The following is a 20410-nucleotide window of genomic DNA, read 5'->3' as shown; positions in this document are numbered from 1 at the left end:
AACACATTCGTCCGGGCCGACCGATCGAGGTAGGCGTCACCCCAGGCTGAGGTCGTGCTCCTCGAGAGCGGCCTGGATGATGTCGAGCGCCTTGGGGCCCATGCCGTGTAGTGCGGCCAGTTTCGTACGGGGCACCCCGGCCAGCTCGCGCAGAGTCGTGTAGCCCGCATTGTGCAGAGCGCGCGTGGCCGGCGCACCGATCTTCGGCAGCGTGTCGGTTGAAGGTTTCACGTCTTCCTCGTTCATCACGTCACCCCAACAGGGGGAACCAGCCTGCCGCCTCGCCCAACTCCAGCCGGTCCCGATCGGTGAGGGCGATGCGGCCGGTCGCCTTCAACAGGAAATCCCGATCATCCCACCCGGCGGGGCGGACCGCCTCGTCGCTCAACAGGCCGTCCATCGTGGACACCGCGATGCGCACCGCCAGTGGTCCGGGTGGGGGCGAGGTCGGCAGCTCCGGCATGAGGTCCAGGTGGTGCACCACGGCCTCGGTGGTGAGGGTGGCCAGGAAGTCGGGTACGCGTAGCACGTGCCCCTGCGTGGTCACGTACCCCTCGGGGTCTGCGCATGCGGCCGCGCGGACCGCCGCCGGTGCGGTCTCCTGCCAGAGGCGGACGATGCCGCTCGGCCGGTCGAAGGCGGACGCCGACCGCCGGATCCACCAGGCGTGTCCGGTGGCCTGGTCGTCGCCGGCGGGGAAGTCGCGCCAGTAGGAGACGTCGTCCACGTCGGCGGGACCGTCGACCGGGCTGGCCAGGGCCACCAGTGCCCGCTGGGCGTCGCCGAGCACGTGCAGGAGCAGATCGGCGACGAGCCAGCCTCGGCACCGGGTGGCTCGTTGCAGGTCAGCGTCGTCGCGGCCGTCGACCACCGCGGTGATGCCGTCGTACGCCTCGGCGAGGGCCTCGTCCGGCCGGGTGACGGTCATGCGATGCAGCCTCGCACGGACCGCCGCGTCAGCCAATCGCTCGGGGCCGGCGTTGCCCGGGTCGACCGCGTGTACCGACCCGGGCGGGAGCTTCGGCCGGACTCAGCCGAACATCTCGTCGAGGAAGCTCTTGCGCTTCTTGTGCCGGTAGTGGCCGTGGTAGCCGTGGTGCTGCTGCTGGTGGCCGTAGGCGGGCGCCGGCGGGTAGCCGTGCGCGGGCGGTGGGGGCGGGGGCGGCGGGACGGCGCCGTAACCGGGCTGGTGCTGGACGGGCGGGGGCGGAGGCGGCGGGTAACCACCCTGCTGCTGTGCCGGCGCGGTCGGCCCGGCCTGCTGGCGACTCCAGTTGGCCTCTGCCTCGAACAGCTTCTCGAGTTCGCCGCGGTCGAGGAAGATCCCCCGGCACTCGCCGCACTGGTCGATGACGACGCCGCTGCGCTCGTATTGACGCATCTCGCCGCGACACTTGGGACAGATGAGGTCACTCATCACCCGACGGTACCCGGTCGACCTAGGCGATTGCTGTGAGCGCCTCGATGACTTCGTCGTCGGAGACCTCGTGGAAATCGTCGTAGTAGACGCTGACCGAGCCGAAGTCAGGCGGGCGCTGGGCGCAGACGACCTGGTCGGCCTCGGCGGCCAGCAGTTCGTACGCCTCCTGGGCGCCGACCGGCACGGCCACCACGACCCGGCGGGCGCCGAGCCGGCGGGCGACCTCGACGGCGGCACGGGCGGTCGCGCCGGTGGCGAGACCGTCGTCGACGATCACGGCGACACGTCCGGTGAGGTCCAGTGGCGGGCGGCCACCCCGGTAGAGCCGCTCGCGGCGCTCCAGTTCGGTCTGTTCGCGGTGGCTGACCTCGGCGATGTCGTCGCTGCTGAGGCGGCTGGCGATGGCGTCGTTGAGCACCTGCACCCCGCCCGGGCCGAGCGCGCCGAAGGCGACCTCGCGCGCCCAGGGCATGCCGAGCTTGCGGACGACAAGCACGTCGAGGGGGGCGCCGAGCCGTTCGGCGACGACCCGGGCCACCGGTACGCCGCCGCGGACCAGGCCGAGGACGACGGCGTCCGGCTCGCCGACCAGGGCGGTGAGTCGCTCGGCGAGCACCCGTCCCGCATCGGCGCGGTCTCGGTACGTGGTCATGTCTTCAGGTGTACGCCGTGCGGCGTGGTTGCGCCCGCCGGTTACGCCGATGTGGTCCGACCGGGCAGGTGCTCGGACGTCGGAGAGGTCGGTGCGGCCTCCGGGCGGTGCAGGGCGGGTGCCCACACGAGCAGGGCCAGCGGGTACAGCAGATAGCCGAACCGGGTGGAGGGCATGAGGGTGATGGCGGCGAGTAGCCCGTACCCGCAGATCAGCGCGCTGGTCGCGGCGGTCCCGGGCGGGCGGCGCGCGAGCCGGACGGCGATGGCCGCGCCGGCCGCGACCAGGAGGGCGGCGGCGATCAGCCGGCCTCCGGGCAGCGCGGTGGCGATCAGGTAACCGGGGAACGGGGATTGCGCCGGGCTGGTGACCAGGCCGTGGCCGAGCGGGAAGCGCAGCACGTTCTCGGTCAGCGCGTCGCGGTCGACAAGCAGTGCCGGAACGAGGGCGACCACGGGAAGCCCGATCGCGCCGGCTGCGACCCGGATACCGGCTTGCCGGGTCAGACCCCAGACGATCAGGACCAGGGCGATCGGCCAGGCGAACAGCTTCAGCGCGCCGGCCAGTCCGACCGCGAGGCCGGCCCGGCCCGGCCGCCCGGCGGCGGCGAGCGCGAGGGCGAGCAGGCAGAGGGCGAGTACGGGTAGGTCGTCGCCGCCGGTCGCCAGGGTGAGCGCGCAGATGGGCAGGACGGTGGCGGCCTGCACTGCACGCAGCAGGGCGGCGTCACGCCGGCGATCCCCGCCGAGGGTGGCGGGCGCGGCGCGCAGGGTGGCCACCGCCAGGGCGAGCGCCACCGCGGTGCCCACCGCGAACCACACGCGGGCATCGGTCCACCAGGTGTCGGCGAGTGCCCTGGGCAGGCCGAACATGGCCATGCCCGGCTGGTAGGGCGTGTAGCCGAGCAGTTGTTCACCGGTTGGCAGGGCGGCGATCGCGTCCCGCCCGAGGTACGGCGTGCCGTGTTCCAGCAGGCGGATGCCCGCCTGCTCGACCACCAGTACCTCCTCCTGTGCCCGGTCGGTACGTCCGTTGGCCCGTTCGACGCTCTGCCAGAGCACGGGTGACAGTGCGGTGGTCACCCAGGCGAAACCGGTCACCACCCAGCGGGAGGCGAGGCCGACCAGCCGGGGGCTGCGCTGGCGCACGACGAGTTGGACGACCACCGCGAGCGTCGCGACCAGGTAGCCGGCGGCGGCGACGGCACCCCAGGCGCGGTGCGGCAGAAGTGTCGACGTGCTCGCGGTGATCGCCGCGAAGAGGGCCGAGACGGAGTAGAGGCCCAGGTCGAGGGCGAGTCCGCCGGCGGCGGTGTCGATCGTCCGCCAGCGCTGGCGGACGGCGGTCGGGGCGTCGGCGATCACGGGCGCCAGTCTGGCAGACCTCGTCGTTGACCTCGCTGTCCGCATGGCCGGGCCTCGGGCCTGGGAGCGCTGGCGCGCGTGCTCGCTCAGGCCGGGAGGTGCCGGTCGGGGCGGGAGCGGCCGGACTGGCGGCGGGTCTGGTTGAGCCGGATCACGGCGCCGCTGTCGTGCAGCGGCGGTGCCAGGAATCCGGGTTGACCCCCCGACCCGCGCTGCAACGCGGCGAGCAGGGTGCCGGCTGGCATCGGCCGGGCGAACAGGTGGCCCTGGCCGGCCGCGCAGCCCAACTCCCAGAGGGCGCGCCGCTGCGGTTCGCTCTCCACGCCCTCGGCCACCACCGCCAGGTTGAGGCTGCGGCCCAGGTCGAGGGTGGAACGGATGACGGCCGCCGCCTCGGCCGAACTCTCCATCGTCGTCACGAAGCTGCGGTCGATCTTCAGCTCGTGCACGGGTATCCGCGAGAGCAGCGAGAGTGAGGAGTAGCCGGTGCCGAAGTCGTCGAGCGCCAGCCGGACGCCCTCGTCGCGTAGCCGGCTGAGCACCCGGTCGACCACGTCGAGCTGGCTGAGCGTCAGCGTCTCGGTCAGCTCCAGCACCAGCCGCTCCGGCGGGAGGTCGTGGGCGCGCAGTCGGGCCAGGACCGAGCCGGGGAAGCGCGCGTCGAGCAGGCTGCGCGGCGAGACGTTGACCGCGACCGGTACGTCGAAGCCGGCGTCGCGCCAGTCGGCCGCGGCGATCAGTGCCTGGTCGAGGATCGCCTCGGCGAAGGCCGGCAGCATTCCGGAGCGCTCCACCGCCTCCAGGAAACGCAGCGGATCGATCAGCCCGTGGGTGGGGTGATGCCAGCGGGCCAACGCCTCGGCGCTGGTCACCTCGCCGGTGCCCAGGTCGACGATCGGTTGGAAGTTGACGATGAACTCGTGATCGGCGACCGCGCGGGGCAGATCACCGCCGAGGGTGAGACGGTTCAGGTCGGCGGTGTCCCGCGTCGGGGCGTACGTGGAGATCCGCTGGCCGGCTCGCTTCGCCTGGTACATCGCCACGTCCGCGCGGCGCAGCAGCTCGGCCATCCCGCCGCTGGCGGGGGCCACGGAGATCCCGCCGCTGGCCTCGACGCTGATCCGCATCCCGTCCAGCTCGAACGGCTCGTGCAGGGCGGCGAGCAGCGTCTCGGCCCGGTGCGCGGCCACCGCCGGGGCGGGCAGCCCGCGCAGGAGTACGGCGAACTCGTCGCCGCCGAGACGGGCCACCAGATCGCTCGACTGGGCGGCGTCACGTAGCCGGTCGGCGACCTGGACCAGCACCTGGTCGCCGGCAGCGTGGCCGAGGGTGTCGTTGACCTCCTTGAAGTGGTTGAGGTCGATCAGCACCAGGGCCGTCACCCCGTCGGCGTGCCGGGCGCTGAGCTGCGCGGTGCCCTGGTCGAGCAGGTGCCGGCGGTTCGCGAGGTCGGTGAGCGCGTCGTGCGCGGCGGCGTACGCGTGATCGTTGGCCACCCGGGCCAGCTCCGCGTACGCCTGTGCGTTGCGGACCGCCGTGCAGAGAGCCGAGGCGAAGGTACGCAGCGTGTACTGCTCCCGCTCGGACAGCTCGACCGGCCCACGGAAGCGCAGGCGCAGGACGCCGACGTCGACGGAGCGGTCGTGGCCCTCGAGCGGGGTGGGCACGATGGTGCCGTCCACCTCGGTGACCGTGTCGGTCGGCCCGTCGAAGGTGATGCCACCGGTGGCGCCGCGGACGGTGCGCCCACCGTCGCGCAGCTCGATCTCGACCTCGTCCGCGGAGAACAACTCGGCGGCCTGGGTGACGGCGGTGGTGAGCACGTTGTCCAGGTCCACGACGTTGAGCGCGTCGGTGGTGCGGGCGAGTCGCTGCCATGCCTGCTGCTCGGTGCGGCCACGGATGCGTGCCGAGTAGGCGAGGTGCAGGCTCAACATCAGTGGCGGGACGGCGAGCAGCAGTCGGGGATCTTCCCGGAGGATGAGAAGCGTGCAGAAGGCCACGATGAAGCGCACGCCGAAGCCGGCAAGCCGCAGGTCAAGGTTGTTCAGGAACTGACGGGCGACAGGTGTGCCGGTGGCCAGCGCGATCACCGGGATCGCCAGCAGATCGTCGAGCAGCGCCGCCACCAGGTAGATCACACCGAGGAGAGAGGCCAGTTCGACCACGCCGGCCGAGGGCCATTGCCAGTGGACGGCCAGCGAGGCGACGCCCGCCCCACCGGCTACCAGGATGTTCTTGCTGACTGCGAAGGCCGCCTTGATCGTCGGCAGCTTCATGATGGCCGACCCCACACCGACGCCGACCCCCGTTGCCAGCACCACCCAGGAGGGTGGTGCGACGGCGAGTCCTATCACGATCGCCGTTTCGACCCAGGCGATGGCGTGTGTGGTGGAGCGGATGCGGATCGGGGCCATGACGATCGTGCCCAGCGCAGTCATGAAGATCAGCGCCACGAACGTCGCTCCGTCGCCAACGGAGACCGGCGGACGGGTCAACACGTTCGCCCCGGCGACGACTGTGGGGACGATTGCCATGACGACGATGAGACCGACGAGCAGCAGGAGCCGTCGATCTGTCCTGGGATTCTGCGGTGACCCCTGGCTCATGAAGCTCCCGTCGTCGCCGACAGTTACCTGTTGACGACGGGAGCTTACCGCTCAGTGCCACCCGGATGTCAGTACCACTCGCTGCCGCGCATTGCATGCTCCCTCCACTCGTCCGGCCGTTTCCGTATTCCGGAACCGTTCTCGTGACGGGGAGCCTAAGCGCAGTTACACAGTTTTAGTAGCAATAAATGTCGGTATGCGCAACATTAGCCAAGCTAGCGAGCTTTGTGACGGTCTGTCCATGCCGCCTGCGCGGAGCGCGGTCGTACTGCACTGGCGATCCGCAGCTTGCGCGCTGCTGCGAGGCTATCGGCGATGCCGCATCCTCCCTAGTGTGGCGACGGTGTTCGGTCGGCCCCATCCGTCAGTTCGGGTCCGGGCTCAATCCGGTCGGGCAGAATCTGGTCTTCCTTGCCTGGTCGGTGTCGGTTCGGGTGACCTGGTCGAGGGGTTGGTGTGAATTGTGGACACCGATAGCCTTTCCCACTGTGATCAGCTAAACACCGATGGGTGTGAATTCGGGGGAACGGTGAAGATCAACCTGCTCGGTGACGTGGAGGTGCTGCTTGCCGAGCACAAGTTGCACCTGGGTACGCCGAAACAACGGGTAATCTTCGCAATGCTCGCGGTCCAACCAGGCCGGTTGGTGACGTTGGTCGATCTCATAGACGAGCTGTGGGTCGATCACCCTCCGCGATCCGCCGTGGCGAATGTGCGGACCTATGCGGCCAATCTCCGTCGAGAGTTCGAGACGTCGGGGCTCGCCGAAGCCACTCTCGTGCGGCAGGGCAACGGCTATCGGCTCACCCTGCGGCCGGAGGTGGTCGATGTCTTCCGCTTCCAGGAGGAGCTGTACGCGGGCCGGGACGCGCTGGGTGCTGGCGACCTGGAGCGAGCGTCGGAACTGCTGGGCCGCGCCTTGGCGCGGTGGCAGGGTCCCATGCTCGCCGGCATTCCGCTCGGACCCGTCCTGACGGCTCGAACCGTCGCCGCGGAAGAGGAGCGCCTTCTGGCGGTGGAACTACTCGCCGAGGTGCACCTCCGTTCGGGACGGGACGACCTCGCGATTCCGTCACTGCGGGAGGTGGCCGCGCGCCATCCGCTCCGAGAGCCGACGTACCGCCTGCTCATGCGTTCCCTGCACGAGCGCGGTGACAGCGCGGAGGCGCTCCTCGCGTACGACGAGATTCGCAAGCACCTGATCAGCGAGTTGGGCGTGGGCCCAGGGGCCAATCTCGAGGAGTTGCGCCGCAGGATCGTCGCCGAGATGCCCAACCGGGTGCCTCTCGACGACAGCCGGCGCGACACGAGGGCTGCGTCCGGTCCGTCGCCGACGGGAGACTCGACACCCAGATCGACCCGCGCGGTCACGCCTGTGGACCACCTGCCCCGTTCGGTTACCGACTTCGTCGGCCGACAAGGCATGGTGGCGCGGCTGTTGGCGGAGACACGACGTGTCGAGAGTCGGGTCCCGGCCGTGCACGTCATCGACGGCATGGCCGGCAGCGGCAAGACGACGCTCGCCGTGCACCTGGCCCGTCGACTCGGTGAACGGTACCCGGACGCCCGGCTGTACGTCGACCTGCGCGGGCACGGTGAGAAGGATGTGATGGCCCCGGCGTCGGCCCTGGTCGTCCTGCTTCGTCAGCTCGGGGTTCCGGCCGAGCAGATACCGATCGACGTGGACGCCAGGACGGAACGCTGGCGACGCGAGCTGGCCCACCGACGGTCGGTGATCATCCTGGACAACGCCGCCGGTAGCGACCAGATCCTTCCCCTCCTGCCGATCGAGCCGACCGCCGTCGTACTGGTGACATCGCGACGCCGACTCACCCACCCGGATCTCGGGGCGTCCCAGTCCCTGCCCGTCATGTCGTCCCGGGAGGGCGTCGACCTGCTGACCCTGAGCGTCGGGCGGGAGCGGGTGGACGCCGAGCCGGAGGCGGCTGTCGAGGTGGTCCGGCGGTGCGGCCACCTTCCGCTGGCGATTCGGCTCGCGGGCGCCCGGCTGGCACACCGGCGCGGGTGGCGGTTGGCGGATCTTGCGGCACAGATGGCCGGCGGTACGTCGGCTCTCCTGCAACTGGGTGGGGAGAACAGCACGATCACCGGCGCGTTCACCGCCTCCTACGAGCCGCTGTCCGAGTCGACGAAGCGGGCCTTCCGGTTCCTGGGCCTGTATCCCGGCAGTCGGTTCGGCCCGATCTCGGTCGCGGCACTGACCGGACTCACCGTCGCGGAAGCGCACGCGGCTCTCGACGACCTCACCGACCGGCACCTGGTGGAGAACCTGAACTCGCGGCAGTACGGCCTCCACGACCTCATGCGTCAGTACTCCGTCGAGCTGTGCACCCACATCGATTCCCCGCAGGAACGCCGGTCGGCCCTGGCCCAACTGTTCGATCTCACGTTGGAAGCGGCACTGCGGATCGCGGAGACCATCGAGCCCCTCGGCATCCGAACTCAGGTGAGTCATCTTCCCTTCGACCGACCCGAGTTGCTCGACGCTCTCGGGGAGCCGAGCGCCGAGTGGTTGGAAGCCGAGCGGGCGGACCTGGTGACGATGGTGGTCTCAGCCCACGAGTCGGGCTTTCACCAACACACCTGGCGGCTGGCTCGCGCGCTGTGGCGATTCTGCTACATCCGGGGGTACTTCGAGGACATCGTCACGACCCACCGGCACGGGCTCGCCGCAGCCGAGGCGACGGGCGACATCGATCCGACCGCGCTGATGCACAACTACCTGGCTTCCGCATACGTCAAGACCGGTGACAACCGGAGGGCTCTCGACCACCTGACCCGCGCGGTCGAACTCTCCAAGGAATCGCAGAACACCTTGAACACCGCGCGCTACCAGGCCAATCTCGCTCCCGTCTACTACTGGAGCGGCCACCTCGCCGAAGCGGTGGAACTCGGTATGGAACGTCTGCGTGACTACAAGGGCTACGGCAGTGTCGGAGTGCCGATGGCGCTACCGAACGTCGGTCTGGCCCTGACGTCACTGGGTCGTTACGACGAGGCGTTGTGGTTGCACCGGCGTCATCTGGCGTGGGCCCGGACGAATTCGAACGAGTTCCACGTGCTCAACGCCCTCAGCCACATCGGGGGCGTACGCGCGCGCAGGGGAGACCTCCCCCAGGCGATCAGGATCCTCAAGGCCTCGCTGGCGCTTCGCGATCGCACCGGTCACCGCTACGGGGAGGCGGAGGTACGCCTGGACCTCGGCATCGCCTATCGCGGTCTGGGTCGTTTGGCGCAGGCACAACAGGAGCACGAGATGGCCCGCAGCCTGGCGGTCGGTTCGGGTGAACGGCACGTCGAAGCCGCGGCGTTGAACGAACTGGGCCGCACCCTACGGGCACGCGGGCTGGACCAGGCGGCTGCCGAGATGCACGGAGCGGCCCTGCGACTGGCGACCCGGATCGCGCACCCGCACGAGCAGGGGCGGGCACTGGCCGGACTGGGCGAGCACTTCGCCAGCGTCGACCCGGCCGAGGCCCGGCGGCACTGGGAGCGGGCGCTGGCGATCTTCGTCCGGATGGGTGTGCCGGAACGCCACGACGTGGAGCGTCGTCTCGCCGAGCTCGACCACCAGACAGGCCGTTGACCTGCTCAGACGTGGCTTATCGATTTCTTATCGCCGGGCTCGGTAGCTTCTGTCGCGTATCGACGAACGGGGGAGGTTCTGCCCCTGGGCAGAACCGGGTCGTCGAGACACGCTCGCCGCCAGGTCTCCCCCCAGAGACTTCGGTGGCGGGTCGTCCGGCCAGGAAGGGGTGATGGTCCGGTGGACTCGCCGTCGCACCCGGCGGAACGCGGTGCCGTCGCCCCTTCCGAGCGCCCGCACGTCGTACCGCACCGATAGGCTCACGGCCGTGACCGAACCCGCGCAGCTCAGCCACGTCGACCTCGCCGGCGCGGCCCGGATGGTCGATGTCTCCGCCAAGGCGGTGACCGGGCGGTTGGCGGTCGCGGCCGGCCGTCTGCGCACCACACCCGAGGTCATCGACCTGCTGCACCGGGACGGGCTGCCCAAGGGTGACGCGCTGGCGGTGGGTCGGCTCGCCGGCATCATGGGTGCCAAACGCACTCCGGAGCTGATCCCGCTCTGCCACCCGATCGCCCTGCACGGCGTCACCGTCGACCTGCGTCTGACGACCGACACCGTGGAGATCACCGCCACCGCCCGCACGGCGGACCGGACGGGGGTCGAGATGGAGGCGCTGACCGCCGTCGCGGTCGCCGGTCTCGCGCTCATCGACATGGTCAAGGCGGTCGACCCGGCAGCCTCGGTGGAGGCGGTCCGGGTGCTGCGCAAGGAGGGCGGCAAGACCGGCGAGTGGGTCCGGCCGGAGGATCGGCCGTGATCCGGGCCCGGGTGATCGTCGCGTCCAACCGGGCGGCGGCCGGCGTGTACGCCGACACCAGTGGGCCGCTGCTCGTCGCCGGCCTGCGTGAGCTTGGCTGTCAGGTCGACGAGCCGGTGGTGGTGCCCGACGGCGAGCCCGTCGGTGTCGCCCTGCGGGACGCCCTCGCCGACGGGGTCGACGTGGTGCTGACCAGCGGTGGCACCGGGGTCACCCCGTCCGATCGGACGCCGGACGTGACCCGGGCTCTCCTCGACTACGAGATTCCGGGCATCGCCGAGGCGATCCGAGCACACAGTCGGGAACGGGTGCCCACCTCGGTGTTGTCCCGTGGGCTGGCCGGGGTGGCCGGCCGAATGCTGGTGGTCAACCTGCCCGGCTCGTCAGGTGGTGCCCGCGACGGACTGGCCGTGCTCGGGCCGATCCTCGGCCACACCATCGACCAACTCCGCGGCGGCGACCACTAACTCAGCGGTCCAGACCGCGCCGGCTGTCGGCCCGTCCCGATAGGCTCGGTCGGTGAGAACGGAAACCACACCAACGGCGGACCGGGTCGCCGCGCCCCCGCCGGCAGGGTGGGAGGAGGCGCGGTCCAGGGTGTACGCGGTCGGCCTGGCCGCCGCCCTGCCCGCCGTCGCCCGTCCGCTCGTCGACACCGACGGTCTGACCCTGGCCGAGCCGTTGACAACCCGCACCGACCTGCCCGCGTTCCCCACCTCCAGCGTGGACGGCTGGGCCGTCCGAGGCGACGGGCCGTGGCGGATCGTCGGCCGGGTGCTGGCCGGCAACACTCCCGGGCCACTCACCGAGGACGGCACGACCGTCGAGATCGCGACCGGAGCCATGGTCCCGGAGGGCGCCAGCGCTGTGCTGCGCGTCGAGGAGTCCACCGTCACCGGCGGCCTGGTCAGCGGCACGCCCCGGCAGACGCCGGAGTGGCGGCAGCCGGGCGAGGAGGCGTACGCCGACGAGGAGCTGCTGCCCGTCGGTACGCCGGTCGACCCGGCGGTGATCGGCCTGGCCGCGTCCTGCGGGCACGACACGCTGCGGGTCCGGCGGGCGCCGCGCGCCGCGCTGCTGGTCTTCGGCGACGAGCTGCTGACGGCGGGTCCGCCCGCGGCGGGCCGTGTACGCGACGCGCTGGGCCCGGCGGTGCCGGCGTGGCTCCGGCGGTACGGCTGCCAGGTCCGCCCCTCGGACGTGGTCGGTCCGGTGGCCGACACGCTGCCCGCGCACGTGGCGGCGTTGCGCGCGGCGCTGGCCAACGCCGACCTGGTCTGCACCACCGGCGGCACGATGCACGGTCCGGTCGACCACCTGCACCCGACCCTGGAGGCGTTGGGCGCCGACTACGTGGTCAACACGGTGGCGGTCCGGCCGGGCTTCCCGATGTTGCTGGCCCGGCTGGCCGATCCAGACGGGCGGGTCCGCTTCGTCGCCGGCCTGCCCGGCAACCCGCAGTCCGCCATCGTCGCGCTGGTGTCACTTGTCGCGCCGCTGCTCGCCGGGCTACAGGGACGCTCGATGCCGGTGTTGCCGCAGGCCACGTTGGCCGAGGCGGTGCCCGGGCGCGGCGACCACACCCACCTGGCGCTGGTTCGTGTGGACCGGGCCGCCGGCACGGCGCATCCGGTGCGGCACGTCGGTTCGGCGATGCTGCGCGGTCTCGCGGGCGCCGACGGGTTCGCCGTTATCCGGCCGGGCACCAGCGGTGCGCAGGGCGACCGGGTGCCGATCGTGCCGTTGCCGTTGCTGTCCGGGGAGCGCGCGTCGTGACCGCGCCGCCGATCACCGTCGTCGAGGTCACCGACCGGCCCCTCGACCTCGCCGCGCACGAGGCGGCGGTCGCCGACCACCGGGCCGGCGCGGTCGTCTCCTTCCAGGGCGTCGTGCGCGACCACGACCACGGGCGTGCGGTGGTGACCCTGGACTACGAGGGGCACCCGAGCGCCGCGCAGATTCTGCGTGAGGTCGCCGCCGAGGTCGCCGCCGACCCCGACGTGTACGCGGTGGCGGTCTCGCACCGGGTCGGATCGTTGGCCATCGGTGACGTGGCGCTGGTCGCCGCGGTGAGCACGGCACACCGCGCTGCGGCGTTCGCTGCGTGCGCCCGCCTCGTCGACGAGGCCAAGGCCCGGTTGCCGATCTGGAAGCGGCAGGTCTTCGCCGACGGCACCGAAGAGTGGGTCAACTGTCCCTGACCGTTCAGCGGCGCCCGTTCACCGCCACTGCCCGGGCGAGTCGTTCGCCGTAGAAGGCCGGCTCGGCGCCGGGTCGCCAGGGCAGTGCCGCCACCAGCACGATCAGGGCGAGGGCCAGCGAGTTCTCCATCAGCGCCCCGAACAGGCCGTCCTGGTAGTGGGACACCTCCGGCAACTGGTGCTCGTACGGCCAGATGGGGGAGACCAGGAACAGCAGATAGAGCCCGACAGCGGCGACGCCGTGCCGGAACCCCGTCAGTGTGGGATACCAGATCGGCGGGCGCAGAGCGTTGAGGCCGCTCAGGCCACCGAACGCCAGACCCTGGCCGGTGCGCTGCGTGAGGCCCCTGCTCGCCTCGCGTCGACGTACGGCCGCGTCGGCCAGCACGATGATCGCCGGGATCACCCAGACCAGATGGTGCGTCCAGGAGATCGGGCTGATCACGTTGGCGGTCAGACCGACAAGCGTGAACGCGGTCAGCTCGTCACCGTCGGCGCGCGAACTGGCCGCTCGGGACAGGCCCACCGCCAGGATCAGCACCGAGAAGGCGAGCCAGAGCAGGCCGGGAGTCTCGATCGAGTCGTACAGCCGGGCCAGCAGGCCGGCGAGCGACTGGTTGGGCGTCATGTCGGCCGCGCCGACCCGCTCGGTCTGCCAGAGCACGCTACCGAAGTACGTCCGTGACTCGTCGCCGACGACCGCGAACGTCCCGATCGTGACGCCGATCGTGGTGCCGATCGCAGTGGCGGCCACCCGCCACTGACGGGTGATCAGCAGGTAGGCGATGAACAGCGCCGGGGTGAGCTTGACGGCGGTGGCCAGGCCGATGCCGGCGCCCGCCCAGGCGCCACCGTAGACGAAGCGCAGCAGCGGACCGTCGGTGGCGGCGTAGTGGGTACCCCGGCGCGAGCGCCACCGCAGTCCGATGAGGTCCGCCATGATCAGGGCGAACAGCAGGAGGTTGACCTGGCCGTAGCCGAGGGTCTCGCGGCTGGGCTCGATGGCGACGGCGAGCGGGACCGCCAGGGCCACGGTGAACCACAGCGGCCAGCCCAACCGGTCCACGATGGGACGCAGCAGTCCGGCCAGCACCAGCGCCAGCGCGGCGATGCTGGCCAGGGCGTTGACCATCCCGGCCGCGCCGATCGGCAGCTGTGCCATGGGCAACATGACCAGCCCGGCGAACGGCGGGTAGGTGAACCCGAGTGTGGTGCCGGGCGCGATGAACTCGTAGAGCTCGTGACCGCTCGCCCACCACGCCACCGCGCCGTGGTAGATCTTCATGTCGAAGAAGTTGTACGGTCGCCCGAACTCGCCGATGGCGAGCCAGGCGGCGTAGGCGACGGCAGCCACGATGACGACCCGCACGACGTTCCTGCGATCGATCCCGCGCGTCATGCGCTGAACTGGGGCGAGGAGGTCCGCCCGTCTACCGACAGCCGTCGGCATGGCGTGGCCACCCCCGTACCAAGGTCGTCCTACCCGTCCAGGTCCTGCACGGAGCCTAGAACGGCGCCTCACGTCAGTGCCTCCCGCGTTATGCGACCGTGTCCGATCCCACACATGTTTTTGACATTTCCACCGCGTTAACGCCTACCGGGTGGTTCAGGTAATTCGCGGCCTTAGCGGGGGGTGGGGGTGACACTGAGAGGCATCGAGGCAGGTCAGCCTGGTAGTCGACGCGCGGTGGCGGCCGACCGGACGGCGATCCGCGCCTCGCGGCGGGCGGTGCGCACCGCGCGTTGCATGGAACGTCGAGAGTGGCCGATGCGGTGACCCGTACGCCAGCGGATGCCGGGCTTGCCACCGGTGTCGGCGGCGGCGAGCAGGAGACCGCCGAACAGCCCCAGGTTCTTCAGGGTGTGGATCTGGTTGTTGTTCTTGGCGATCGGGTCGTCGTTTTTCCAGAACGGATGCCCGGCGATGGTCACCGGCACGAGGGTGCCGGCGAGGACCAGCGCGGCGGGACGGCTGAACCGACCGGTGGCCAGCATCAGCCCCGCCCCGACCTGCACCGCAGCGTTCAGCCGGATCAACGATTCCGTCTCGGTGGGGAAGCTCGGGTGCGCCTTCTGCAACAGCGGCGCGACCTTGTCGGTCACCGGCTTGGCGGCCTGCGCCAGTCGGTGCGGGTCGCGGAGGTTGCGGTACCCCTGGACCACGAAGATGCCGCTCAACATGGCGCGGGCGAGGGAGCGTACGGGCGTCATGGAACAGTCATACCCCGTCGCGGCGTTTGCTACCCGGGCAACCGCCGGATCGGGATCGGTCGGCATGCTCGTGCGCCACGCCGATTCGAGCGACCATCGCTGATGGACGGGGTGTGACGGGTATCGTCGCGCGGGTGACGACGCTGCGGCTCCGTCCCGAAGACCCGGCCGACACCGGCCCGGTGCGTCGGGTGCTGGCCTCGGCGTTCGCCCGCCCGGACGTGCAGACGCCGCCGGAGGTCGGGCTGGTCGAGGACCTCCGGAGCACCGACGCCTGGCTTCCCGAGCTCGCCATGGTCGCCGAGTACGGCGGCGAGGTCGTCGGTTACGCGCTGCTCACCCGAGTGGGGGTTCGGCCCGATCGGGGTGCCGTCGCGCCGGGCCTCGCGCTCGGGCCGGTGGCGGTCGCGCCGCACCGCCAGCGGGTCGGGCACGGCAGCGCGGTGGTGCAGGCCGCCCTGGACGCCGCCACCGAGCTGGGCGAGCGGCTGGTCGTGGTGCTCGGTGCCCCGGCGTTCTACCGTCGCTTCGGCTTCGGGCCGGCCGCCGAGTTGGGTCTCAGCAGCCCGTGGGCCGGTCTCGGTGAGCCGTGGCAGGCGCTGGTGCTGCCGCCGTCCACCAGCGAGGAGGGTGCTCCGCCGCGCGGCGAGGTCGTCTTCCCCGCGCCCTGGTCGAGAGTCTGACCGCGCCGGCCTGACCGCGCCGGCCTGACCGCGCCGGTCAGGCGGGCTGGGTGCGCAGGTAGCGGCCGAAGTGCGGGACGGTGAAGGCCACCGTGCCCCGTTCGCCCGAGTAGATGAGCCCCTTCTTGATCAGCGCGTCGCGAGCCGGGGAGAGGCTGGCCGGCTTACGGCCGAGGGCGCGGGCGATCTCGGCGGTGGGTACGGCGGCGTCCATGTCGTCGCGGACCACGCCGCCGGCTTCGCTCTCCACCAGGGACAGCGTGGCCATCGCCCGCATGTACTCGCGTTCGGCCGGGGTGGCCCGCTCGAACCGGGAGCCGAAGAAACCGACCGCGAGTTCGGCCTCGGCCTCGGGCGCGGCGACCCGGACGTCCGCCGCGATGATCGGCGACCGCGGCGCGTGATCCCAGGTCGCCTTGCCGTACGCCTGGACGAAGTACGGATAGCCGCCCGACTTCTCGTAGAGCAGGTCGAGCGCCTTCTGCTCGTACTCCACCTCCTCGCGCTCGGCCGGCGCACAGAGCGCCTGGTCGGCGGCGAGCCGGTCGAGCCGGTCGATGCGCTGGTAGCGGAAGAGCCGTTCCGAGTACGACTTGGCGGCGCTGAGCACGGCGGGCAGGTGCGGCAGCCCCGCGCCGACGACGATCAGTGGGGCACCGATCTGGGACAGTTCGTGGCAGGCGGCGCAGAGCGCTGAGACGTCCTCCGGCCCGAGGTCCTGCATCTCGTCGATGAAGACGGCGATGCCGGTGCCCACGTCACTGGCCACGGCGGCGGCGTCGCTGAACAGCTCGACCAGGTCGATCTCGATGTCACCGGAGTCGGCGCGTCCGCTCGCGGCGGGAACGTCGATGCCGGGTTGCCACCGGTCGCGCAGCTTGGGCGCGGACCCGGCGCGCCCGGTCGGAACGGACCGCTGGGCGAACGCCTTGAGTACCCCGAGGAAGGCGTCGATCCGGTCGGGGGCGCGGTGGCGTGGAGCGAGTTCGCGGACCGCCATGTGCAGGGCGGCGGCGACCGGGCGGCGCAGTGACTGGTCCGGACGGGCCTCGATCTTGCCGCTGCCCCAGAGGCGGTTGATCGCCTGTGACCGCAGCGTGTTGAGCAGGACGGTCTTGCCGACGCCGCGCAGCCCGGTGAGCATCAGGCTGCGCTCTGGCCGCCCACGGGCGATGCGTTCCAGCACGATGTCGAAGACGTCCAGCTCGCGCCCTCGCCCGGCGAGTTCGGGAGGGCGCTGGCCGGCGCCCGGGGCGTACGGGTTGCGGACCGGATCCACGCATCGCAGAATATCGGGCCCTCTAGCTGCGAAGCTAGATATGGATAGATGAGGCTACCGGCGTGTTGAGGCCGTCGACCGAAAACTAGGGCTGTCTAGCGTCCATGCTAGACAGCCCTAGTTTTGGGAATCGTCTACCGCTTCTTCAGGCAGAGCACGTAGTCGAACAGGTCGATCGAGTTGTCGTGCACGTAGTTGGCGGTCGCCTGCGGCGCGAGCGTCTGGCACCGGTCCCCGTCGGTGGTCGCCGGAATCCGCAGGAGCACCTGGTAGGTGTTCGGGCCGCAGGGCACCTTGCGCAACTCCGCGTCGTCCTCGCTGCCGTCGTTGACCACGCAGTCGCCCTCGGCGAACTCCTCCTCCTCGTCCGGCGACGGCACGACCGGGCTCGGGGCATCACTGGGCAGACCGGGAGGGGCGACCGGCGCGCTCGCCGACGGCAGGGGCGTGACATCGCTGTCGGAGTCGGCGATCCGCCAGGCCGCCCAGCCGGCAAGGCCGAGACAGGGGCAGAGCAGGAGCAGCACGACCAGCCCGACGATCAGGGCGACCTTCCGGCCGTTCCTGTTGGCGGGGGCGGGGGGCGGCATCGGGTATCCACCGGGTGCCGGCGGACCCCACGGTGCCGCCGGCTGGCCCGGGGCGGGCGGGAACGGCCCCGGCGGGGCATCCCACTGCGGCGGTTGCTCCGGCGTCGGCCCCCACTGCGGCGGTTGCTGCTGCGGAGCGTTCCACTGCGGCGGTTGCTCGGGTGGTGGTCCCCACTGCGCGGGCTGTGGCGGCGGCCCCCACTGCGGAAGCGTCGGATCGACCGGTGGCGGGCCGCCGGGGCCGGTCGGCGGACGCTGGTACGGGTCGTCCGGCTGCCCGGAACCCGCTGGTCCGTAGGTCGTCATGTCATCCCCAGGGTGGGTGGTCAGCGCTGCTTGAGGCAGAGCACGAAGTCGAGGGTGTCCAGCTCGCTGTCGAAGAAGTACCAGTTCGTGTAGCCCTCGACCTTGGCGCACTTGGCCTCGGCGTCGCGTTCACCGCTTGTCGCGCCGTCGACCCGGCGCAGCACCTCGTACGACTTCGGGGCGCAGCCGCTGATCAGCAGCTTGGGCTTGCCGCCCGACACGCCGTCGTTGCGCACACACTGCCCGACCTTCACGAAGCGCGGGTCGGCCGACGACTCGGGCGCCGCGGCGCTCGGCACCGGCTCGGCCGGATCGGTCACACCGCCGGTGGGCTCCGCCGCAGCGGCCGAGCCGGTCGGCGCGGCTGTCGTCGGCCCCGGGTCGTCCGAACCCCGGAGGAACCAGTACGCGCCGCCGCCGGCCAGCACCAGCAGCACGACGGCCAGCACCGCGATCATCGGCCCCCGCCCGCGCCTCGGTGGCGGTGTGGGCGAAGGGTCGTCGCCGTACGAGTCACCGTCGGGCCGGTAGGTCCCCACGCCGTAGTTCGGCTCCCTGTCGGCGGGGGGGTACCCGCCACCGTAGGGCCCGGAGGGCTCCGCGCCGTACGGCGTGCCCGTCCCACCCCCGTACTGGCCGCCGCCGTACTGCCCGCCGCCGTACTGCCCGCCGCCGTACTGTCCACCCCCGTACTGCCCGCCGCCGTACTGCCCGCCGCCGTAGGGCGTCGCCGGTGCGCCGCCGTACTGGCTGTCGCCGTGAGGGCCCGGCCTCTGCGACGCGGCCGGGTAGGGCTGAACCGTCGGCGGATAGGGCTCTGCGGCCGGCGGGTAGGGCTGCTGAGGCGGCCGGTTGGGCGTCTCGTCGGGTCGCTGCCCACGCCACGGGCCTGCGTAGCCCTCACCCGGTGGTCCGTAATTCGTCATGCCGCCCTCCTGCACAAGTGGTGAGAGGCCGGCCACCAATGCGCGACGCCGACTCCGAGGTCACCGTAGCGTGGTCCACCGATGAGCTCATCTCCACCGAGCGCCGCCGCCGCATCCGGCCGCCGCGCCGTCGCCGCGCCAACCCTGGTGTGGACCGCGCTGATCGTGGTCTACGTGCTGTGGGGCTCCACCTATCTGGCCATCCGGATTACGGTGGAGACGCTGCCGTCGCTGCTGTCCGCCGCCCTGCGCTTCGCCGTGGCGGGCCTGGTGCTGGCGGTGGTGCTGCGCCTGCGCCGCGGGCCGGGTGCTCTCCGCGTGCGGCGTCGGCAGCTCGGCTCCGCCGCCCTGGTGGGTGTGCTCCTGCTCGCCGGTGGCAACGGCCTGGTGGTGCTCGCCGAGTCCGGGCCGCCCGGGGAGGCGCTGCCGTCCGGCGTCGCCGCCCTGCTGGTGGCGACCGTGCCGCTGCTCGTGGTGCTGCTGCGGTCGGCCACCGGCGACCGGCCGCCGCTCTGGACGTTCGCCGGGGTCACCGTGGGCTTCGTCGGACTCGTGCTGCTGGTGCTGCCCGCCGGTACGGCGGACGCGGTGCCGCTGGTCGGAGCGTTGACAGTGGTGGTGGGAGCCGCCGCCTGGTCGGTGGGGTCGTTCCTGTCGGGACGGATCGAGATGCCCGCCGACCCGTTCGTCGCGACCGTGTACGAGATGGTGGCCGGCGCGCTGGCGCTGGCCGTGGTCGCCGCCGCCCGGGGTGAACTGCGTGACTTCCACCCGACCTCGGTGAGCACCCGGTCCTGGTTGGCGTTGGGTTACCTCATGGTGGCCGGATCGCTGGTTGCCTTCACCGCGTACGTCTGGTTGCTGCAGAACGCGCCGATCTCGCTGGTGTCGACGTACGCGTACGTGAACCCGGCGGTCGCGGTGGCGCTCGGCGCGCTGCTCGTGGCCGAGCCGATCACGCCGCAGGTGCTGCTCGGCGGTGCGGTCATCGTCGCCGGCGTCGCGCTGGTGGTGAGCACCGAACGCCCACGCCGCAAGGCAGCGGGACCACGATCGGGGGCGGCGCGGACGGAAGCCCGGCGGTAACGTCCGGCCCATGTCGGCCGCCGCGCTGCTCGGGGTGGCGTTGCTCGGCGGGTTGGTCGGTCTCGTCGTACCCCCGCTGGCTCGGCATTTCGTCACCCCGCCGGTGCGGCGGGGTGGGTCGGTCTGGCTCTGCCCGCCGCTGGCGGCCGTGGTGTTCGTGGGGCTCGCTGTCGTGCTGCGTGATGACCCGGCGCTGCCGGTCCTCCTCGCGGTGGCGGTGGTGGGTCTGGTGCTGGCCGTTGTCGACCTGGCCTGCCTGCGGCTGCCCGACCCGCTGGTCGCCGCCGCCGGCACGCTGGCCCTCGGCGGGCTGACCGGGGTGGCGCTGCTGGCCGGCACTCCCGGGCGTCTGGTCGGCGCGCTGGTCGGCGCGGTGCTCGCCGGCGCGGCGCACGTGCTGCTCGCCCTGTTGCCGAGGTCCCGACTGGGCTTCGGGGACGTCAAGCTTGCCACCGTCCTCGGGCTGCCGCTCGGCTGGCTGGGCCGCGACGCCCTGCTCACCGGGCTTCTCCTGGCACACCTGCTGCACGGGGCCCTGGTCGTCGGCCTGCTCGCCACGCGACGGGTCCGCCCCAACACCCTGCTCCCGCTAGGCCCGGCCCTGCTGGCCGGCACCTGGCTGGCCGCGCTCATGACCTGACCGCGCCGGGTGCCCGAGGCGCGTCGATCATGAAGTTGTTGCCAGCCGTATCGGCGTGTCGAGGCAACAACTTCAT

Annotated in this window: 19 protein-coding genes; 8 read left to right on the top strand and 11 right to left on the bottom strand. The window is 71.7% G+C overall.

From position 1 onward, the window contains the following. Nucleotides 1-36: 36 nt before the first annotated feature. The 6 genes from ABZV06_RS01400 to ABZV06_RS01375 form a co-directional block, all read right to left on the bottom strand. Entirely contained in the window at nucleotides 37-246 is a 210-nt protein-coding gene (locus ABZV06_RS01400) for a helix-hairpin-helix domain-containing protein (protein ID WP_355248027.1), read from the bottom strand. 4 nt (nucleotides 247-250) lie between these two features. Beyond that, nucleotides 251-928, bottom strand: coding sequence for a maleylpyruvate isomerase N-terminal domain-containing protein (locus ABZV06_RS01395; protein WP_355248024.1), 678 nt, complete (start codon nucleotides 926-928; stop codon nucleotides 251-253). Nucleotides 929-1030: 102 nt separating this feature from the next. Further along, nucleotides 1031-1417, bottom strand: a complete 387-nt coding sequence (locus ABZV06_RS01390; RefSeq protein WP_355248021.1) for a zf-TFIIB domain-containing protein — start codon at nucleotides 1415-1417, stop codon at nucleotides 1031-1033. 22 nt (nucleotides 1418-1439) lie between these two features. Then, the gene (locus ABZV06_RS01385; RefSeq protein WP_355248018.1) at nucleotides 1440-2072 is read right to left on the bottom strand and encodes a phosphoribosyltransferase family protein; all 633 of its coding nucleotides are present in this window, start codon (nucleotides 2070-2072) and stop codon (nucleotides 1440-1442) included. A 41-nt stretch (nucleotides 2073-2113) separates the two neighbouring features. Beyond that, nucleotides 2114-3433 carry a glycosyltransferase 87 family protein gene (locus ABZV06_RS01380; protein ID WP_355248084.1) on the bottom strand — a complete coding sequence of 440 codons (1320 nt, stop codon included), beginning with the start codon at nucleotides 3431-3433 and terminating at the stop codon, nucleotides 2114-2116. Nucleotides 3434-3522: 89 nt separating this feature from the next. Beyond that, nucleotides 3523-6045 carry a bifunctional diguanylate cyclase/phosphodiesterase gene (locus ABZV06_RS01375; RefSeq protein ID WP_355248015.1) on the bottom strand — a complete coding sequence of 841 codons (2523 nt, stop codon included), beginning with the start codon at nucleotides 6043-6045 and terminating at the stop codon, nucleotides 3523-3525. Between the two features lie 529 nt (nucleotides 6046-6574). Here ABZV06_RS01375 and ABZV06_RS01370 point away from each other — a divergent pair. The 5 genes from ABZV06_RS01370 (at nucleotide 6575) to ABZV06_RS01350 (ending at nucleotide 12613) form a co-directional block, all read left to right on the top strand. Beyond that, the gene (locus ABZV06_RS01370) at nucleotides 6575-9652 is read left to right on the top strand and encodes a BTAD domain-containing putative transcriptional regulator (RefSeq protein WP_355248013.1); all 3078 of its coding nucleotides are present in this window, start codon (nucleotides 6575-6577) and stop codon (nucleotides 9650-9652) included. A 268-nt stretch (nucleotides 9653-9920) separates the two neighbouring features. Beyond that, on the top strand, nucleotides 9921-10412 hold the full coding sequence (gene moaC / locus ABZV06_RS01365) for a cyclic pyranopterin monophosphate synthase MoaC (protein WP_355248010.1): 492 nt from the start codon (nucleotides 9921-9923) through the stop codon (nucleotides 10410-10412). Beyond that, a complete protein-coding gene (locus tag ABZV06_RS01360) occupies nucleotides 10409-10879 on the top strand; it encodes a MogA/MoaB family molybdenum cofactor biosynthesis protein (RefSeq protein WP_355248008.1) in 471 nt (156 codons plus the stop codon). The genes moaC and ABZV06_RS01360 overlap by 4 nt, the downstream gene beginning before the upstream one ends. A gap of 52 nt (nucleotides 10880-10931) precedes the next feature. After that, nucleotides 10932-12188 carry a molybdopterin molybdotransferase MoeA gene (locus ABZV06_RS01355; RefSeq protein ID WP_355248005.1) on the top strand — a complete coding sequence of 419 codons (1257 nt, stop codon included), beginning with the start codon at nucleotides 10932-10934 and terminating at the stop codon, nucleotides 12186-12188. Continuing rightward, nucleotides 12185-12613, top strand: a complete 429-nt coding sequence (locus ABZV06_RS01350; RefSeq protein WP_355248002.1) for a molybdenum cofactor biosynthesis protein MoaE — start codon at nucleotides 12185-12187, stop codon at nucleotides 12611-12613. Before ABZV06_RS01355 ends, ABZV06_RS01350 begins: the two co-directional genes overlap by 4 nt. A 4-nt stretch (nucleotides 12614-12617) precedes the next feature. Here the strand turns inward: ABZV06_RS01350 and ABZV06_RS01345 are convergent, their stop codons facing one another. Both ABZV06_RS01345 and ABZV06_RS01340 read right to left on the bottom strand, forming a co-directional pair. Beyond that, nucleotides 12618-14063 (bottom strand): glycosyltransferase 87 family protein, encoded by a 1446-nt coding sequence (locus tag ABZV06_RS01345; protein ID WP_355247999.1) that lies wholly within the window; start codon nucleotides 14061-14063, stop codon nucleotides 12618-12620. 215 nt (nucleotides 14064-14278) lie between these two features. Continuing rightward, nucleotides 14279-14824 carry a DoxX family protein gene (locus ABZV06_RS01340; RefSeq protein ID WP_355247996.1) on the bottom strand — a complete coding sequence of 182 codons (546 nt, stop codon included), beginning with the start codon at nucleotides 14822-14824 and terminating at the stop codon, nucleotides 14279-14281. A 134-nt stretch (nucleotides 14825-14958) separates the two neighbouring features. Between ABZV06_RS01340 and ABZV06_RS01335 the strand changes: the two genes are divergently transcribed. Further along, a complete protein-coding gene (locus ABZV06_RS01335) occupies nucleotides 14959-15507 on the top strand; it encodes an N-acetyltransferase (RefSeq protein ID WP_355248081.1) in 549 nt (182 codons plus the stop codon). A 37-nt stretch (nucleotides 15508-15544) separates the two neighbouring features. Here ABZV06_RS01335 and ABZV06_RS01330 read toward each other — a convergent pair whose 3' ends face one another. From ABZV06_RS01330 to ABZV06_RS01320, 3 genes are all read right to left on the bottom strand, one after another. Beyond that, nucleotides 15545-16786: an ATP-binding protein gene (locus tag ABZV06_RS01330; RefSeq protein ID WP_355247993.1), complete on the bottom strand. Its 1242-nt coding sequence runs from the start codon at nucleotides 16784-16786 to the stop codon at nucleotides 15545-15547. Between the two features lie 134 nt (nucleotides 16787-16920). Next, nucleotides 16921-17331: a hypothetical protein gene (locus tag ABZV06_RS01325; RefSeq protein WP_355617986.1), complete on the bottom strand. Its 411-nt coding sequence runs from the start codon at nucleotides 17329-17331 to the stop codon at nucleotides 16921-16923. 371 nt (nucleotides 17332-17702) lie between these two features. Continuing rightward, nucleotides 17703-18221: a hypothetical protein gene (locus tag ABZV06_RS01320; RefSeq protein ID WP_355248075.1), complete on the bottom strand. Its 519-nt coding sequence runs from the start codon at nucleotides 18219-18221 to the stop codon at nucleotides 17703-17705. Nucleotides 18222-18689: 468 nt separating this feature from the next. Between ABZV06_RS01320 and ABZV06_RS01315 the strand changes: the two genes are divergently transcribed. After that, nucleotides 18690-19694, top strand: a complete 1005-nt coding sequence (locus ABZV06_RS01315) for an EamA family transporter (protein WP_355247990.1) — start codon at nucleotides 18690-18692, stop codon at nucleotides 19692-19694. Between the two features lie 10 nt (nucleotides 19695-19704). Further along, nucleotides 19705-20334, top strand: coding sequence for a prepilin peptidase (locus tag ABZV06_RS01310; protein WP_355617667.1), 630 nt, complete (start codon nucleotides 19705-19707; stop codon nucleotides 20332-20334). Nucleotides 20335-20410: the final 76 nt, after the last annotated feature.

Source organism: Micromonospora sp. NPDC005172 (assembly GCF_040608555.1).
Taxonomy (GTDB): domain Bacteria; phylum Actinomycetota; class Actinomycetes; order Mycobacteriales; family Micromonosporaceae; genus Micromonospora.
Note: the sequence above shows the minus strand (reverse complement) of the source record. Positions and strands in the feature narration are given on the sequence as shown.

What these genes read in the sequence shown, in the direction of transcription:
- ABZV06_RS01400 (WP_355248027.1), bottom strand. Translation starts at nt 246, where the DNA reads ATGAACGAGGAAGACGTGAAACCTTCAACCGACACGCTGCCGAAGATC.
- ABZV06_RS01395 (WP_355248024.1), bottom strand. Translation starts at nt 928, where the DNA reads ATGACCGTCACCCGGCCGGACGAGGCCCTCGCCGAGGCGTACGACGGC.
- ABZV06_RS01390 (WP_355248021.1), bottom strand. Translation starts at nt 1,417, where the DNA reads ATGAGTGACCTCATCTGTCCCAAGTGTCGCGGCGAGATGCGTCAATAC.
- ABZV06_RS01385 (WP_355248018.1), bottom strand. Translation starts at nt 2,072, where the DNA reads ATGACCACGTACCGAGACCGCGCCGATGCGGGACGGGTGCTCGCCGAG.
- ABZV06_RS01375 (WP_355248015.1), bottom strand. Translation starts at nt 6,045, where the DNA reads ATGAGCCAGGGGTCACCGCAGAATCCCAGGACAGATCGACGGCTCCTG.
- ABZV06_RS01345 (WP_355247999.1), bottom strand. Translation starts at nt 14,063, where the DNA reads ATGCCGACGGCTGTCGGTAGACGGGCGGACCTCCTCGCCCCAGTTCAG.
- ABZV06_RS01340 (WP_355247996.1), bottom strand. Translation starts at nt 14,824, where the DNA reads ATGACGCCCGTACGCTCCCTCGCCCGCGCCATGTTGAGCGGCATCTTC.
- ABZV06_RS01315 (WP_355247990.1), top strand. Translation starts at nt 18,690, where the DNA reads ATGAGCTCATCTCCACCGAGCGCCGCCGCCGCATCCGGCCGCCGCGCC.
- ABZV06_RS01310 (WP_355617667.1), top strand. Translation starts at nt 19,705, where the DNA reads ATGTCGGCCGCCGCGCTGCTCGGGGTGGCGTTGCTCGGCGGGTTGGTC.